Annotated in this window: 15 protein-coding genes; 5 read left to right on the top strand and 10 right to left on the bottom strand. The window is 73.1% G+C overall.

All coding sequences use genetic code 11. The annotated features are described in order from the left end of the window. Positions 1-2: 2 nt before the first annotated feature. The gene (locus D7294_RS21700; protein WP_120682339.1) at positions 3-212 is read right to left on the bottom strand and encodes a hypothetical protein; all 210 of its coding nucleotides are present in this window, start codon (positions 210-212) and stop codon (positions 3-5) included. A gap of 503 nt (positions 213-715) precedes the next feature. On the opposite strand from D7294_RS21700, the gene D7294_RS21695 reads away from it, so the two are divergent. Next, on the top strand, positions 716-1117 hold the full coding sequence (locus tag D7294_RS21695; RefSeq protein ID WP_120682337.1) for a DUF4180 domain-containing protein: 402 nt from the start codon (positions 716-718) through the stop codon (positions 1115-1117). Here D7294_RS21695 and cpt read toward each other — a convergent pair. Both cpt and D7294_RS21685 read right to left on the bottom strand, forming a co-directional pair. After that, positions 1083-1751 (bottom strand): chloramphenicol phosphotransferase CPT, encoded by a 669-nt coding sequence (gene cpt, locus D7294_RS21690; RefSeq protein WP_120682335.1) that lies wholly within the window; start codon positions 1749-1751, stop codon positions 1083-1085. The two genes, D7294_RS21695 and cpt, sit on opposite strands and share 35 nt — an antisense overlap. An 88-nt stretch (positions 1752-1839) precedes the next feature. Further along, positions 1840-2043 carry a DUF397 domain-containing protein gene (locus tag D7294_RS21685; protein WP_120682333.1) on the bottom strand — a complete coding sequence of 68 codons (204 nt, stop codon included), beginning with the start codon at positions 2041-2043 and terminating at the stop codon, positions 1840-1842. 549 nt (positions 2044-2592) lie between these two features. Between D7294_RS21685 and D7294_RS21680 the strand changes: the two genes are divergently transcribed. The 3 genes from D7294_RS21680 (at position 2593) to D7294_RS21670 (ending at position 5986) form a co-directional block, all read left to right on the top strand. Then, a complete protein-coding gene (locus tag D7294_RS21680) occupies positions 2593-3534 on the top strand; it encodes a carbohydrate ABC transporter permease (RefSeq protein ID WP_120682331.1) in 942 nt (313 codons plus the stop codon). A 68-nt stretch (positions 3535-3602) separates the two neighbouring features. Continuing rightward, positions 3603-4559: a carbohydrate ABC transporter permease gene (locus D7294_RS21675; protein ID WP_120682329.1), complete on the top strand. Its 957-nt coding sequence runs from the start codon at positions 3603-3605 to the stop codon at positions 4557-4559. Between the two features lie 17 nt (positions 4560-4576). Next, the gene (locus tag D7294_RS21670; protein ID WP_120682327.1) at positions 4577-5986 is read left to right on the top strand and encodes an ABC transporter substrate-binding protein; all 1410 of its coding nucleotides are present in this window, start codon (positions 4577-4579) and stop codon (positions 5984-5986) included. A 48-nt stretch (positions 5987-6034) separates the two neighbouring features. Here D7294_RS21670 and mqnC read toward each other — a convergent pair whose 3' ends face one another. Beyond that, positions 6035-7231: a cyclic dehypoxanthinyl futalosine synthase gene (mqnC, locus tag D7294_RS21665; protein ID WP_120682325.1), complete on the bottom strand. Its 1197-nt coding sequence runs from the start codon at positions 7229-7231 to the stop codon at positions 6035-6037. Positions 7232-7385: 154 nt separating this feature from the next. Next, positions 7386-8237 carry a menaquinone biosynthetic enzyme MqnA/MqnD family protein gene (locus D7294_RS21660; RefSeq protein WP_120682560.1) on the bottom strand — a complete coding sequence of 284 codons (852 nt, stop codon included), beginning with the start codon at positions 8235-8237 and terminating at the stop codon, positions 7386-7388. Between the two features lie 232 nt (positions 8238-8469). On the opposite strand from D7294_RS21660, the gene D7294_RS21655 reads away from it, so the two are divergent. Further along, a complete protein-coding gene (locus tag D7294_RS21655; protein ID WP_120682323.1) occupies positions 8470-8673 on the top strand; it encodes a cold-shock protein in 204 nt (67 codons plus the stop codon). 560 nt (positions 8674-9233) lie between these two features. Here the strand turns inward: D7294_RS21655 and D7294_RS21650 are convergent. The 5 genes from D7294_RS21650 to D7294_RS21630 form a co-directional block, all read right to left on the bottom strand. Further along, on the bottom strand, positions 9234-9638 hold the full coding sequence (locus tag D7294_RS21650) for a TraR/DksA family transcriptional regulator (protein ID WP_120682322.1): 405 nt from the start codon (positions 9636-9638) through the stop codon (positions 9234-9236). Positions 9639-9696: 58 nt separating this feature from the next. Continuing rightward, positions 9697-11679: an AMP-dependent synthetase/ligase gene (locus D7294_RS21645; protein ID WP_120682320.1), complete on the bottom strand. Its 1983-nt coding sequence runs from the start codon at positions 11677-11679 to the stop codon at positions 9697-9699. 260 nt (positions 11680-11939) lie between these two features. Next, positions 11940-12167, bottom strand: coding sequence for a DUF7848 domain-containing protein (locus D7294_RS21640; RefSeq protein ID WP_120682318.1), 228 nt, complete (start codon positions 12165-12167; stop codon positions 11940-11942). Continuing rightward, positions 12167-12673, bottom strand: coding sequence for an ATP-binding protein (locus D7294_RS21635; protein WP_241562539.1), 507 nt, complete (start codon positions 12671-12673; stop codon positions 12167-12169). The genes D7294_RS21640 and D7294_RS21635 overlap by 1 nt, the downstream gene beginning before the upstream one ends. 269 nt (positions 12674-12942) lie before the next feature. Next, positions 12943-14577, bottom strand: coding sequence for an FAD-binding oxidoreductase (locus D7294_RS21630; RefSeq protein WP_120682316.1), 1635 nt, complete (start codon positions 14575-14577; stop codon positions 12943-12945). Positions 14578-14601: the final 24 nt, after the last annotated feature.

The raw sequence follows: 14601 nt of genomic DNA, 5'->3' as shown, positions 1-14601 counted from the left end.
GCTCACTCCTCGCGTTCCGCCTCGCGCACGGCCACCTCCTCCTCGTACCGGCCCACCGCGTTCGTCCGCGCCGCCGCGTAGATCTCCCTGACCAGCTGCCGCGCCTCGTCCTCGGTGAGCCCGTCGGCCCGCCGCACGAGGGTCCTGGCCCACTCGTCGACGAAGCTCTCGATGTGTCCCGGGCTGTCGACCCAGCCGATGAAATCACCCATACCACCCATTTCACCCCCACCCCGGCTCCCCCGCTCCCCGGCCGCCTCCCCCGGCGGCCCGAGGGCGGGGGTTCTCACGTTCGGCGCCGGCGCGCCCCCGCGTTCCGGCCGCCTGGACCGTGCGCCCGGGGCGGGTGTACCGCCGCCGCGCCCTCCCCGGCGCCGCGGCCCGCGGCCCCGGGCGTACGGCCCGCGCGGCCGGGTTACCAGGCCCACCCCGACCGCGTGCCCCCGCGCGAGCCGGTCCCCGCGAGCGGAGATCCGGCACTCCTGACCACGAGACGGGGGGCGGAGAGGTTCACCCCGGGCGCGGGCAACTGGGGAAGTCCCCAGAGAATGGCCGACGGGCGCTTACCCGCGGGGCGAGCGCCGGAGCGGAAAGCGGGCCCGTTGCGCAACTGCCGGGCGCCGCCGCCCGTCCCCTCAGGTGTGCGCGCGCCGGCGGTCCCTGCGTCGCCGCGGGCACCACGCACCCGGAAACGCCGGAAGGGGCCAGGAAGGCCATGAACTCCACCGACTCGTTCACCGAACTGCACGGGGTGCCCGCCCTCCTGTGCGCCGCCTTCGGCCCCTCCCTGGCCGGGGAGGCGGCCGCCGTCGAGGTGGCGGGGGAGGCCCTCGGTCTCGGCGCCGAGTTGGTCGCGGTGCCGCTGACGCGCGTCGGCCCCGGCCTGTTCGACCCGGGGACCGGCCTGGCGGCCCGCCTGGTCGCCACCTTCACGGCGTACCGGCTGCACCTGGTCTTCGTCGGGGACTTCACCCTCCCGACCCTGGCCCGGCCGGCCATGCGGGAGTTCGTGGCGCGGGCGAACCGCGGGGATGAGGTGTGGTTCGTGGGGAGCCACCGGGAGCTGGCGGAACGCCTCGGGCTCAGGCGCCGGCTGGGCCCAGGGCCCGGGTGGTGACGGCCGGCGGGGCCGGGGCGGACGCGGGGGAAGCGGGGGGTTCCGCGGGCGCCGGGGGTTTCGCGGGCGCGGGGGATGTGGCGGGCGCGACGGGTGCGGCGGAGGCGAGCGCTTCGGCGATGAGGCGGGCGCAGGCCATCGGCTCGGCGTGCGTGGTGTCCACCTCCACGTCGTAGGTCAGGCCGCGGTGCACCAGTTCGGCCTGGGAGGCCGCCATGCCGCCGGCGCGGTCCCCGCGGGCCCGCTCCCGTTCGGCCGCGACCGCGGGCTCGCACCGCACCCCCACCCACAGCACCCGCAGGCCGTGCAGGGCGGCGCTCCAGCGGGCGCGCGAGGCGGGCCCGCCCAGGAAGACCTCGTCCACCAGGACCCGGGCGCCGCTCCTCGCGATCGCGGCCACGCCCCGAATCCAGGCCGCCTCAAGATCGCGGAAGACGGGCCCGACGGCCACGGCGCCGTCCGCGCCGACCTCCAGGCCGTCCGGCGCCGTGCGCAGCCGCTCCGGCAGGGCCTCGACGAACGTGTCCGTGCCGAAGGCCAGCCAGGGCTCGGGGAGGATCTCCTGCAGGCAGCGCGCGAGGGTGGTCTTCCCCGAGCTGGATCCGCCGTTGAGAACGATCACTTCTGCCGTCATGGGGCAAGACTGTCACGGGCCGCCCGAAGGCGGCCCGCGGACATCGGAAGGCGCGAAGGTGGGGGAAGAAAACTACGCGCCTGTGAACTCAGCGAATAACCCGGTGGGCGCCGATCAGCCCCGTGAAGCGGGTGAACTCCGCCCACGTGGCCGGACGTATCGCGAGGTGGGGTCCCTCTGGGTCCTTCGAGTCCCGGACGCGGACCGTGTCCTTGCACGCCACGACCTCCAGGCAGTTGCCCCCCTCGTCGCCGCTGTAGCTGCTCTTGAACCAGGCCAGTTCGGTGCTCATGCCTCTCCCGCCAGCTAGTCCGACAGGTCCCGGAACGCCTCACGGCTGAGACCTGCGACGGCAGCATTCCACACCCGCTGTGAGGAGTCGCGACCTCTGCGGAATTTTCGGTCAGCCGCGCGCCCGAGGCTCCCCGGAGGCCACCTGGCGGGCCGGGCGTTGCACGAGCGAAGGTCCGGTGACCGGGCCGGCCGGCGGCGGGCGATAACGCTGCGGTAAAGGCCGCTCCCCACAGCCTTGACAGAAGGGCCACCTACGACAACATTTTCGCCCAACTCTCAACGCGTTCGGTAAGGACGTCCTGACATCAGCACAAGGGGGTGTGTGTCAGTGTTTCCGCCGCGTCCGGCGTGCCCGCCGCGCCTGCCGTGCCCGATGTGCCTGAGGGGCCCGGCGAGTTCGGCGCGGCCGGGGAACCGGGTGCAGGCGAGCCGGCCGCGCCGGCTCAGGCGGTCCTCCCCTCCCGCCGGGCCCACGGCCGGCGCGCGCCGGCCCGCGCGCCCGCGCCCGCCCCGGCTCGCCGTGCTCCACCCGACGAAGGACTGAGCGATGGCAACGATCACCGGCGGCGCAGCCGCCGCCACCCCCGTGCCGCGCCCCGCGGCCCACCCCCCATCGAACCGGCGCAGGCGGGAGACCCGCGCGGCGCTGGTCTTCCTGGCCCCCGCGGCCCTCGGGTTCCTGGTCTTCTTCGCCTGGCCCACCCTCCGCGGCCTCTACCTCAGCCTGACCGACTACGACCTGCTCACCGCGCCCGAGTTCAGCGGCCTGGACAACTACCGCACGCTGATCCACGACGACGTGTTCTGGAACTCCCTGTGGGTGACGCTGGAGTACGTCGTCATCAACATCGGCGTGCAGACGGTCGTCGCCCTGGCCCTGGCCGTCCTGATGCACCGGCTCACCCAGTCCACGGTGATCCGCGGCGTGCTGCTGCTGCCCTACCTGATCTCCAACGTGGTGGTCGCCCTCGTCTGGTACTGGATGGCCGACTTCAACCTCGGCCTGATCAACCAGGGCATGGACTGGATCGGATTGGACCGCATAGGTTTCTTCGGCGACGAGAACTGGGCGATTCCCACCATCGCGCTGGTCAACGTCTGGCGGCACATGGGCTACACGGCCCTGCTGATCTTCGCCGGGCTGCAGGCCATCAACCGCGACGTCTACGAGGCCGCCGCGGTGGACGGCGCGAACGAACGGCGGATCTTCTTCGGCATCACCCTCCCCCTGCTGCGGCCCGTCCTCGCGCTGGTCCTGATCATCACGGTGATCGGCTCCTGGCAGATCTTCGACACGGTGGCCGTCACCACCAAGGGCGGCCCGGTGGACGCGACCCGCACGGTCCAGGTCTACATCTACGACCAGGCGTTCACCCGCTTCAACTTCGGCTACGCCTCGGCCATCTCGGTGGCCCTCTTCCTCATCCTCGCCTTCGTGGCCTTCGCCCAGCTCCGCCTGATGCGCGCGGGCGAGTCCGACCAGTCCTGAGCCACCGGACCCACCCACCGCACCCACCGGACCCACCGGACCCATCACCGGAAGAGGGAGTTCCCGCCATGACCGCCGTGGCACAGCCCGCCGCGCCCGCCCCGCAGGACGCGCCGCGCCGCACCCGCCTCCGCCCCGGCGGGCGGCGCCGCCCGCTCAACCCGGGCCGCCTCCTCGCCTGGGCGGTGCTCCTGCTGTTCCTCCTCGTCACCATCGCCCCGTTCCTGTGGATGCTGCGCACCGCGCTCTCCAACAACAGGAGCCTGTTCACCGAGCCCAACTCGCCGCTGCCCGTGGACTTCACCTGGGGGCCGCTTCAGCGGGTCTTCGGCACCGCAAGCACCGAGGAGGCCCAGGCCGAGGGCGGCTCGGGCGCCTCCCTGCACTTCTGGGTCTACCTGCGCAACTCGCTGATCGTCTCGACCCTCATCACGGTCGGCCAGGTCTTCTTCAGCGCCTGCGCCGCCTACGCCTTCGCCAGGCTCAGCTGGCCCGGCCGCGACAAGGTGTTCTTCGTCTTCCTCACCGCGCTGATGGTCCCGCCCGTCTTCACCATGCTGCCGAACTTCGTGCTCATCAAGGAGCTCGGCCTGCTCAACACCTATCCGGGGATCGTCGCGCCCTTCTTCTTCATGACGCCCTTCGCGGTCTTCTTCCTGCGCCAGTTCTTCCTCGGCATCAACCGGGAGCTGGAGGAGGCGGCGATGATCGACGGGGCGGGCTACTACCGGATCTTCTTCCGCATCATCCTGCCCGCGAGTTCGGCGCCGCTGGCCACCCTCGGCATCCTCACCTTCATCAACGCCTGGAACGAGTACTTCTGGCCGAACCTCGTCGGGCAGAAGGACGGGGTGCGGGTGCTGACCGTGGCGCTGAGCGCCTTCAGGACCGCCACCCCGAACACCGGCCCCGACTGGGCGGGCCTGATGGCCGCGGCGCTGGTGGCGGCCGTTCCGACGATGCTCGTCTTCCTCGCCTTCGGCCGGAAGATCATCAACTCCATCCAGTTCACCGGCGTGAAGTGACAAGCGAGGCGAAAGCGATGGCAAGCACCTCAGGCACCCCGGGAACCACCGGCCCCGCCGCCCTCCCGCGCGCCTCGGTCCGGCTGCGCCGCCGCCTGCTCGGCGGGGTGACGGCGCTGTCCGCCCTGGCCCTGACGGCCTGCGGGGGCGGCGCGTTCGGCACGGGCGACGGCAGGACGACGATCACGTACTGGCTGTGGGACGCCAACCAGCAGCCCGCCTACCAGCAGTGCGCCGAGGACTTCGAGAACTCCCAGTCCGAGTACCGCATCGACGTCCAGCAGCACGGCTGGGAGGACTACTGGACGCAGCTGGCCCTCGGCTTCGTCTCCGACTCGGCCCCCGACGTGTTCACCAACCACCTCTCGAAGTACCCGGAGTACGTCACCCGGGACCTGCTCATGCCGCTTGACGACCTCGTCGAGCGCGACCACCTGCCGCTCGACATCTACGAGGAGGGCCTGACCGAGCTGTGGACCGGCGAGGACGGCGCCCGCTACGGGCTGCCCAAGGACTGGGACGCCGTCGGCCTCTTCTACAACGAGGACATGCTCCGGGAGGCCGGCCTCGACCCCGCGCAGCTCCAGAACCTCACCTGGAACCCGGAGGACGGCGGCACCTACGAGGACGTCATCGCCCGCCTGACCGTCGACGAGAACGGCGTCCGCGGCGACGAGCCCGGCTTCGACAAGCACCACGTGCGCACCTACGGCCTGTGGATGCAGGGCGCGGGCGGCGACGGATTCGGCCAGGCCCAGTGGTCGATGTACGCGGTGTCCAACGGCTTCCAGTACACCGACACCAACCCCTGGGGCACCCACTTCAACTTCGACCAGCCGGCCTTCCAGGAGACGATGACCTGGTGGCAGCACCTCATCGAGGAGGGCTACTCCCCCGCCTTCGCCGTGCAGGACGGCCAGCAGTCCGCCGACCAGATGGCCGCGGGGAACGCCGCGATGGCCATGGACGGCAGCTGGATGACCGGCACCTTCACCGGGATCGAGGGGATTCGGGTCGGGATCGCGCCCACCCCGATCGGCCCGAGCGGCGAGCGCGCCAGCATGTCCAACTCGCTCGCCGACTCGATCTTCGCCGGCACCGACCATCCCGAGGGCGCCTGGGAGTGGGTCAAGTACCTGGCCTCGCCCGCCTGCCAGCGGGTCGTCGGGGAGTACCACGTCGTCTTCCCCGCGATCACCGAGGCCTGGCACGTGGCCCAGCAGAAGTTCGCCGAGGAGGGCATCGACGTCAGCCCCTTCACCGACCAGGTGGAGCAGGGCACGACCTTCCGCTTCCCGATCACCGAGCACGCCGGGGAGATCTCCGCGCTGCTGATCCCGGCCTTCGAGGCGGTGATGAGCGGCGCCCCCGTCGACTCGCTCGACGAGGTGAACGAGGAGATCAACGGCCTCTTCGAGGAGGACTGACCCCGGCGCGGCCGGCCGCCGGGCGATCTCCCGGCGGCCGGTGGCCCCTCAGCGGGCGTCGAGGAGCTTCAGCTCCGGGTGGGCCGTGCCGCCCTCGATCGCGGTGGAGGACAGGTGGGAGACCACCCGGTCGTCCACCGGGTCGAGCGCCGGGTCCTCGTGCACGACCAGGTGCTCGTAGGTGGTGGACCGCTGCGCGGGCACCCGTCCCGCGGTCCTGATCAGGTGGATCAGCTCCATCCGGTTGGAGCGGTGCCTGGCCCCCGCGGAGGAGACGACGTTCTCCTCCAGCATCACCGAGCCCAGGTCGTCCGCGCCGTAGTGCAGGGAGAGCTGCCCGACCTCCTTGCCCGTGGTCAGCCACGAGCCCTGGATGTGCGCCACGTTGTCGAGGAAGAGCCGCGCGATGGCGATCATCCGCAGGTACTCGAAGAGCGTGGCCTGCGTCTGCCCCTTCAGGTGGTTGTTCTCCGGCTGGTAGGTGTACGGGATGAACGCGCGGAAGCCGCCGGTGCGGTCCTGCACCTCGCGGATCATCCGCAGGTGCTCGATCCGCTCGGCGTTCGTCTCGCCCGTGCCCATCAGCATCGTCGTGGTGGACTCCACGCCCAGCCGGTGCGCGGTCTCCATGATCTCCAGCCAGCGCTCGCCCGACTCCTTCAGCGGCGCGATCGCCTGCCTGGGCCTGGCCGGCAGCAGTTCGGCGCCCGCGCCCGCGAAGGAGTCGAGGCCGGCGGCGCGCAGGCGGCGGATCGCCTCCTCGGCGCTGACGCCGGAGACCCGCGCCATGTGCTCCACCTCGGAGGCGCCAAGGGAGTGGATCACCAGCTGCGGGAAGGCCTCCTTGATGGCGGCGAAGTGCCGCTCGTAGTACTCCACGCCGTAGTCCGGGTGGTGCCCGCCCTGGAACATGATCTGGGTGCCGCCGAGTTCGACGGTCTCGGCGCAGCGCCGCAGGATGTCGTCGAGGTCCCGGGTCCACACGCCCTCGCTCTTGGGCGCGGCGTAGAAGGCGCAGAACTTGCACGCCGTCACGCAGGCGTTGGTGTAGTTGATGTTCCGCTCGATGATGTACGTGGCGATGTGCTCGGTGCCGGCGAAGCGCCTGCGGCGGGCGGCGTCGGCGGCGCGGCCGAGCGCGTGCAGGGGGGCGAAGCGGTAGAGCTCGACGGCCTCCTCCGGGCTGATCCGGCCGCCGTCGGCGGCCCGGTCGAGCACGGTCTGAAGCTCTGCGCGCTGGCCCATGGGCACGATCCCTTCGCCGGGTGGTGGCAGTCCGCCGGGCGCCGCCCGGCTTCGGGCGAGGGCCGCGACGTCGGCCCCAGCGTACGCCAGCGCCCCCGCGCGGGCCCGTGCGCCTCCCCGGCCCGGGGCGGCGGGGGCGGGCCGGGGCGGGCGCTCAGCTGCCGGGGGCGGGCAGCACCTCGATGCGGCGCGCCGCCTCCTCGCTGCCGATCCTGCGGGCGAACTCGGTGACGCCCTCCAGTTGCCTGGCGCCGAACCTGAAGTCGAGGGTGGTGAAGTAGCGTTCCAGGACCTCCGCGTCGAACACCTCCCAGCGGGCGGCCTGTTCCGCGGCCTTCGCGACCTCGGCGAGCGAGAGGTCGCGCGAGTCGAGGAAGGCGCGGTGCACCTCGCGGACGGTGCCGGGCTCCCGCTCCAGGTACTCGCGGCGCACCCCCCACACCGCGAAGACGAAGGGCAGCCCGGTCCACTCCTTCCACATGCTCCCCAGGTCGTGCACCCGGAGGCCGAGCCTGGGCGCCTCGTGCAGCGCGGCCCGCAGGGCGGCGTCGCCGATCAGGACGGCGGCCTCCGCCTCCTGCATCATCAGGCCGAGGTCGGGCGGGCAGGTGAAGTAGTCGGGGGCGACCCCGTACCGCTCGGCCAGCAGGAGCCTGGCGAGGCGGACGGAGGTGCGCGAGGTGGAGCCGAGGGCGACCCGGCGCCCGTCCAGCCGGTCCAGCGGCAGCTGCGAGACGATCAGGCAGGACATCACCGGGCCGTCGCAGCCCACCGCGATGTCGGAGAGCGCGGCGAGCTCGTCGGCGTGCTTGAGGTACTCGGCGACGGGCACCGGGCCGATGTCGAGCTCCCCGGCGACCAGCCGCTCGCTGAGCTTCTCCGGGGTGTCCTTGGTGAGCTCCAGGTCCAGCAGGCTGCCCGTTCTGGCGAGGCCCCAGTAGAGGGGGAGGCAGTTGAGGAACTGGATGTGCCCGACACGAGGACGGTTCCGGGAGTGTGTAGTCACGCCTGGCAGGGTACGCCTGAGGTCGTGCGAGCCGACGGTCCGGAGCTGATCCCCCTCACGGGGGAACTGCGCCCTTCCGGCCGTGCACACCGCGTGCTAGGCTCGAGCCGAGTTGCAGTTTGGTTTCCCTTGCAGTACGAGCCTGCGGAGCATGTGACCGCAGGCTTTCGTCGTTTTCAGGCTTCATGCAGGTTCTGGAGCAGGGCGACCCTTTTAGGCCCAGGGAGGGCTTATGGCTACCGGAACCGTCAAGTGGTTCAACGCCGAGAAGGGCTTTGGATTCATCGCCCAGGATGGCGGCGGCCCTGATGTCTTCGTTCACTATTCCGCTATCAACGCCACCGGTTTCCGCTCTCTCGAGGAGAGCCAGACCGTGACCTTCGACGTCACCCAGGGCCCGAAGGGTCCGCAGGCGGAGAACGTCACCATCGTCTGAGGCCACCACCTCGGCGTTTTTCCAAGGAGCCCCCGCCAGGTGGCGGGGGCTCCTGCATGTCGCGGGAAGGGCGGCGGCGGGCCGGAAGCGGCCGGGCGGCGCGCTTTCCCGGCCGCCCGGTGACGGGACGGGAAATTCCCGGCCGCGGTGGCGTGAATTCTCCCCGGAATGCGCCCGGGCCGCGCCCCCGGGCACCGCGGCCTCCGCGCGCCCGGGAAACTCCGCGCTTCCCCCGGGCCGCCGCCGAGGCCGCTCCCCTTTTGCCTATTTTTTGCCTTCCCTTTCGCCCGGTCTTCGGGTTCCACTTCTGGCCGGCCTTCGGGTTCGGCTTCCGGCCGGTCTTCGCGGGAAGGGCGAACGGCCGGGCTCCGGGCAGGGCGGGCCGGAGGCAATTGGCCGGGGGCCCCGGCCGGAATTCCCGGGCGGGCGGCACGGGCCGCGGCGCGGGGGCGCGGCGGGGGCGCGCGGCGGCCGGCGGGTCACCGGCGGACGCGCACCGGCTCACCGGCGGGGTGGACGGTTCACGGGTGGGGTGGACGGCTCACCGGCGGGGTGGACGGTCACCCGTGGGCGTGGACGCGCACGGGTGGGGCGTGCGTACGCGGGTCGGCGGCGCAGGTGTCGCACAGCGCGGTGATCCACGCGCCGTGCCGGCCGCCGCGAAACCGGGGCCTGCCCTCAGCCCCGCACAGCTCGCAGGTGCGTCCCGAGCGCGCCTCCGCCTCCTCGGTGAGCCTGCTCGCCGCGTCCATCCAGTGCCCGTCGAACTCGCCCTGCTCGTCGAAGCGCTCGGCCACCCATATGCGAAGACCGCCGAGCGCGCGCCGGCAGCTCTCGATCCGGTAGTCGGGGGCGAGGGCAAGCAGCTGCTCGTGCAGGCGCGCCAGCAGGGCGGCCCAGCCGGGGCCGACGGTATGAGACCAGGCGGGAAGCTGCTGCTCCCCGGGGGCGACTGGGTCTGTCATGCCTCCCATGGTGCCCCGGGGGTCTGACAATCGCGGGCGGCCGGCGCCCCGGTCCCGATCACGCCTGCGGCTCCTCGTAGAGGGCGTCGATCTCCGTCTCGAAGTCCCGCAGCACCTCGGCCCTGCGGAGCTTGAGGGAGGGCGTGAGGTAGCCCGAGTCGATCGTGAAGTCCCTGGGCAGCACCCGGAAGCGCCGGATCGACTCGGCCGAGGAGACCAGGTCGTTGGCCTCGTCCACCGCCCGCTGCAACTGCCGCAGCAGCTCCGGGTCCCGCAGCAGTTCCGCCTGTGGGACGTCCCCGAGCCCGGCGAGGAGCCGCCAGTGGTGCAGCCCGTCCGCGTCGAGGGTGAGCAGCGCGGCGAGGTAGGGGCGGTTGTCGCCGACGACCACGCACTGGCTGATCAGGGGATGGGCCCGCAGGCAGTCCTCCAGCGGGGCCGGGGCGACGTTCTTGCCGCCCGAGGTGATGATCAGGTCCTTCTTGCGGCCCGTGATGGCGAGGTAGCCGTCCTCGTCGAGCGAGCCGAGGTCGCCGGTGGCCAGCCAGCCCTCGGCGTCGGTGGCCGGAAGCACCCTGCCCAGGGCCGCGTCCCAGTACCCGCCGAACACCTGGGGGCCGCGCACCAGCACCTCGCCGTCGGGCGCGGTGCGCACCTCGGTGCCGGGCAGCGGCCTGCCGACCGTGCCGATCCGCGGCGCGTCGGGCGGGGTGACGGTCACCGCGGCACTCGTCTCGGTCAGGCCGTACCCCTCGTAGACCGAGACCCCGGCGCCCTCGTAGAAGGTGCCGAGCCGCCGCCCCAGCGGGGAGCCGCCGCAGATCACGTGCCGCACCCGCCCGCCGAGCGCCGCCCGCACGCGCCGGTACACCAGCGTGTCGTACAGCGAGCGGGCGGCCCGCAGCCCGAGCCCGGGGCCGTGCACGCCGCCGTGCTGCCTGGCCTCGGAGGCCGCCCCGTAGCGGCGGGCGACCCGGGCGGCCCGGTCGAAGGAGCCCGCCTTGCCCAGCTCCTCGGCCCTGGCCCTGGCGCCGTTGAAGACCTTCTCCAGCAGGTAGGGGATGGCGAACAGGAAGGTCGGCCGGAAGGAGGCCAGGTCGGCGAGCAGGTCCTCGGTCCGCAGGCTCGGCGCATGGCCGAGGCGGACCCGGGCGCGGACGCAGCCGAGGGTGACGATCCGGCCGAGCACGTGGGCCGGGGGCAGGAAGAGCAGCGTGGAGGGCCGCTCCCCCGGCGTGGGCTCGGCGAAGACCGGGCGCAGCGCCTCGATGGCGGCGTCCACCTCGGCCATGAGGTTGGCGTGCGTGAGGACGCAGCCCCTGGGCACCCCGGTGGTCCCCGAGGTGTAGATGACGGTGGCGGCCAGCCAGGGCATGAGGTTCGCGCGGCGCTCGGTCACCGCCTCGTCGGGCACCCCGCGGCCGTAGGCGGAGATCTGCCCGATCGCGCTGTTCTGGTGCGCGGAGATCGCGTCGAGCTGCCACAGGTGCTCCAGCACGGGCAGCCGGTGCCGCACGGCCGTGAGCGTCCTGGCCTCCCGCACCCCCTCGACCACGCAGGCCCTGGCGCCCGAGTCGGACAGGACCCAGCTCGCCTGGTGCGGCGAGGCGGTGTGGTAGACGGGCACGGTGATCAGCCCCGCGGCCCAGGCGGCGAAGTCCACCAGGGTCCACTCGTAGCGGGGGCGGCACATGATGGCGAGCCGGTCGCCCGGCCGCAGGCCGTAGGCGATCAGCCCCTTGGCGAGGGCGAGCACCTCGGCGGCGAACTCGGCGCAGGTGACGTCCTGCCAGCCCGCGTCCCCGTTCCCGCCGCCGCCACGGCCGCCTTCCGCCCCGGGGTCCCCGCGGCTGAACCTGCGGCTGAAAAGGACCTCGTCCGGGGCCTGCCCGGCGTTGAGGAAGGGCAGGTCGGCCAGGCTGCCGCTGTCCGGGGGCCGCGCCACGGGGGGCGTGGCGGCCCCGGTGACCCGGCCGCCGTCCAGGGTGAGCAACGGCGCGGGGAGCGTGCCTGCCGCGCGTGGCGGGCTCTCTCGTGCCATGGGGACCTCCCGGTCGCGCTCGGAGGGGCGATTCCCTGGATACCCCGGAAGTGCACTCGGGTGGGCGATTCCGACCGCCTCCTTCACGGGACCGTCACGCCGGCAAGGGCCCGTTTCCCTGGGCGGCACCCCCCTCACGCCGCCCCCGGCCCCCGGGGGAACCGACCGTGCGCCCCTCCCGCGCCCCCGTGCCCCGCGCCGCGTGCCCCCGGCGGGGTGCCGGTCGTGCGCCCCCGTGCGCCCCCGGCGTGGGGCGGCGGCTAGCCGATCAGCGGGTCCACCGGCGTGGCCCGCAGGAAGGTCATGACGGTCATCCGGAAGCCGGTGTGGCCGGTGCGCCCGGCGTGGCGCAGGCACCAGATGTCGGGGGCCTCCGTGGTGTCGGCGGCCGGGGACTCCTCGGTGCAGGTGGTGCACTCGGCGGCGTAGATGGGCGGGCCGCCGTGCGGGTCGGGCGAGAGCGTCCAGTCGGAGAGGCGGCTGACCATCACCTTGCCCCACCGCCGGTCCAGTCGAACCGGCAGAAAACGCTCTTCCCCCCCTGCTCGCGCGGGGCCCACCAGGTCGCGTCGGCCAGGCTCTGCACGATGAACAGGCCGCGCCCGTTCTCCGGCAGCAGGTCGAGCTCCCGGCCGAGGCGGCCGCCCGAGGGCAGCATCGGCGGCCTGGGGTCCTCGTCGGCCACCTCGAGGAACAGGCGGCGCGGCCAGTACCTGAAGGTGACTCCGATGCGCCGCTCGCCGGGCACGTGCCGCACCGAGTTCCCCACCAGCTCGGACACGCACAGCTCGACGTCGTCGACGAGGCCGGGCAGCTCCCAGTCCCGGAGCGTCTCGCGCGCCATCCTGCGGGCCACCATCGGCGTGTCGGTGGCGTTGGCGATGAGCGTGATCGACCGGAACCGGTAGGCAGAGGAGAACGCCGCCGGTTCCAGGGGCGCCGGCCGCGCCGCTGGTATGGGCAGTGGTCTCGCGTTCGGCGATGGCGACGTCATGGTGTACCCCCTCCGTGAGCCAAGCGAAGCCCTCATGCTTGACAGTCAAGAGCCGGAAGGGGCCAACTCGTAACTCTCACAAGGGGGTTCATAAACACACCGAGGGGGTTCACTGGGTGCGCGGGGTGAGCCCCCCCGTGAGCCCCCCGCCCGACCTGCGGGAATGCGCAGGCAGAGGCGCGGCGTGCGCCGCGGCTCGGGTCAGGAGGGGGGCGGCGCCCCGGGAAAGGGGCGAGCCGCCCCCGAAAAAGGCCGTTCCCGGGGCCTGCTCAGGCGGGGAGGGGCACCGAGAGCGCGTGCCGGAAGGCGTTGCGCGGGTCCCACGCCCCCTTGACCGCCTGCAGCCGCTCGAAGGCGTCCTTGTAGTAGAGGCGGTACCAGGGCACGTCCGAGGTGTTCCAGCGCGGGTCGGCGAGGTCGGCGTCCGCGTAGTTGATGTACGCCCCGTCCGTCACCCCGTCCAGCTCGGGCACGCCGCCCGAGGAGGCGTGCACATCCCGGTAGAACTCCCGCACCCAGGACAGGTGCAGCTCGTCGGTGGCCGGGTCGTGCCAGTGCGCCGCGTGCATCACCTTCACCACGGAGTCGCGCTGTGGCACGGCGGTGGCGCCCGGGTCCACCGCCGCGTACCGGCCGCCGAGCCCGGCCAGGAGCAGCCCGGCCAGCGGGGCCTGGAGCCGGCCCGTGGTGAGGTAGCGGTAGCTGGTGGAGATCTGCTCGTCGGTGTAACTGCTCCGCAGGTAGGTGCCCTTGGCCTTGCACCTGCGCAGCATGGCCTCGCCGGTGTCGGCGAAGCCCTCGACGTTCGTGGAACGCAGCCAGGGCAGCACCTGGTCGGTGACCGTCGGGGTGACGCCCACCGGGTCGAGCACGTCGGCGCGGTAGCGGGCCAGCAGGTCCTCGGTGCCCGGCTCGGTGGGGTCGACGAGCAGTTGCACGTTCACCACGGGCGAGGTGCTCGCGTGCAGGCCGAAGAAGTGGGCGTTGAGTGCCCCCTCCGGCGCGCCGGGCGCGCTGTGGGCCTCGAACCACTCGACGTAGCCGCGCAGCAGCCGCCCGAACTTCCGCTCGTCCAGCTCGCTCCAGGGCAGCGCGTAGCTGACGGACCGCTCCTGGCCCGGCGCCCTGGGCAGCAGCGCCGCGGGGTCGGTGCCCCGCGCCCCCGGCGAGCGCAGCAGGTACTTGGTGACGACGCCGAAGTTGCCGCCGCCGCCCCCGGTGTGGGCCCACCACAGCTCCCGGTTCGGGTCGTTCTCCTCGCGGGTGGCCAGCACGGTGCGCGGGGTGCCCGACTCGTCCAGCGTCACGATCTCGATCCCGTAGAGGTGGTCGGCGACGACGCCGTCGCGGCGGGCGAGGGGGCCGTTGCCGCCGCCCGCGATGTGCCCGCCGGCGCCCACCGCGGGGCAGGCCCCGCCGGGCACGGTCACGCCCCAGGCGGTGTGCAGGGTCTTGTAGACCTTGCGCAGGGTGGCGCCCGGCTCCACCACGATGGCGCGGTGGCCGGCGTCGTAGCCGACGGCTTCGAGCTGGGAGACGTCGAGGACCACCCGCACGTCCTCGTCGCACACGAAGTTCTCCAGGCAGTGGCCGCCGCTGCGGACCGCGAGGCGCTTGCCGCGCCCGGCGGCCTCGGCCAGGGCCTCCTCCACGTCCGCGACGCTCCCCGCCACCCGGACGTAGTCGGGGCTGCCGACGAACCTGGCGTTCCAGCCGCGCACCAGGTCGGCGTACCTGGGGTCGGCGGGGTCCGCGGTGGAGGCACCGATGCGGGGGGTGCCGCCGGCCGGGCCGCGGCGCGGCTCGCCGGCCCGCGCGGCACCGGGGGTCAGGCCGAGCGCGGCGGCGCCGGTGGCGGTGGCTGCGGCGCCGAGGAAGCGGCGGCGTGAGGTGTCTTCGGGCATGCGGATGCTCCTTGTCTGCCGTGG

This window comes from Streptomyces hoynatensis (genome assembly GCF_003626535.1).
Lineage (GTDB): Bacteria > Actinomycetota > Actinomycetes > Streptomycetales > Streptomycetaceae > Streptomyces > Streptomyces hoynatensis.
The sequence above is the reverse complement of the archived record's forward strand: the minus strand, read 5'-3'. Positions and strand labels throughout refer to the sequence as shown.

What these genes read in the sequence shown, in the direction of transcription:
- D7294_RS21645 (WP_120682320.1), bottom strand. Translation starts at nt 11,679, where the DNA reads ATGGCACGAGAGAGCCCGCCACGCGCGGCAGGCACGCTCCCCGCGCCG.
- D7294_RS21655 (WP_120682323.1), top strand. Translation starts at nt 8,470, where the DNA reads ATGGCTACCGGAACCGTCAAGTGGTTCAACGCCGAGAAGGGCTTTGGA.
- D7294_RS21650 (WP_120682322.1), bottom strand. Translation starts at nt 9,638, where the DNA reads ATGACAGACCCAGTCGCCCCCGGGGAGCAGCAGCTTCCCGCCTGGTCT.
- cpt (WP_120682335.1), bottom strand. Translation starts at nt 1,751, where the DNA reads ATGACGGCAGAAGTGATCGTTCTCAACGGCGGATCCAGCTCGGGGAAG.
- D7294_RS21685 (WP_120682333.1), bottom strand. Translation starts at nt 2,043, where the DNA reads ATGAGCACCGAACTGGCCTGGTTCAAGAGCAGCTACAGCGGCGACGAG.
- mqnC (WP_120682325.1), bottom strand. Translation starts at nt 7,231, where the DNA reads ATGGGCCAGCGCGCAGAGCTTCAGACCGTGCTCGACCGGGCCGCCGAC.
- D7294_RS21630 (WP_120682316.1), bottom strand. Translation starts at nt 14,577, where the DNA reads ATGCCCGAAGACACCTCACGCCGCCGCTTCCTCGGCGCCGCAGCCACC.
- D7294_RS21635 (WP_241562539.1), bottom strand. Translation starts at nt 12,673, where the DNA reads ATGACGTCGCCATCGCCGAACGCGAGACCACTGCCCATACCAGCGGCG.
- D7294_RS21675 (WP_120682329.1), top strand. Translation starts at nt 3,603, where the DNA reads ATGACCGCCGTGGCACAGCCCGCCGCGCCCGCCCCGCAGGACGCGCCG.
- D7294_RS21640 (WP_120682318.1), bottom strand. Translation starts at nt 12,167, where the DNA reads ATGGTCAGCCGCCTCTCCGACTGGACGCTCTCGCCCGACCCGCACGGC.
- D7294_RS21680 (WP_120682331.1), top strand. Translation starts at nt 2,593, where the DNA reads ATGGCAACGATCACCGGCGGCGCAGCCGCCGCCACCCCCGTGCCGCGC.
- D7294_RS21670 (WP_120682327.1), top strand. Translation starts at nt 4,577, where the DNA reads ATGGCAAGCACCTCAGGCACCCCGGGAACCACCGGCCCCGCCGCCCTC.
- D7294_RS21700 (WP_120682339.1), bottom strand. Translation starts at nt 212, where the DNA reads ATGGGTGATTTCATCGGCTGGGTCGACAGCCCGGGACACATCGAGAGC.
- D7294_RS21695 (WP_120682337.1), top strand. Translation starts at nt 716, where the DNA reads ATGAACTCCACCGACTCGTTCACCGAACTGCACGGGGTGCCCGCCCTC.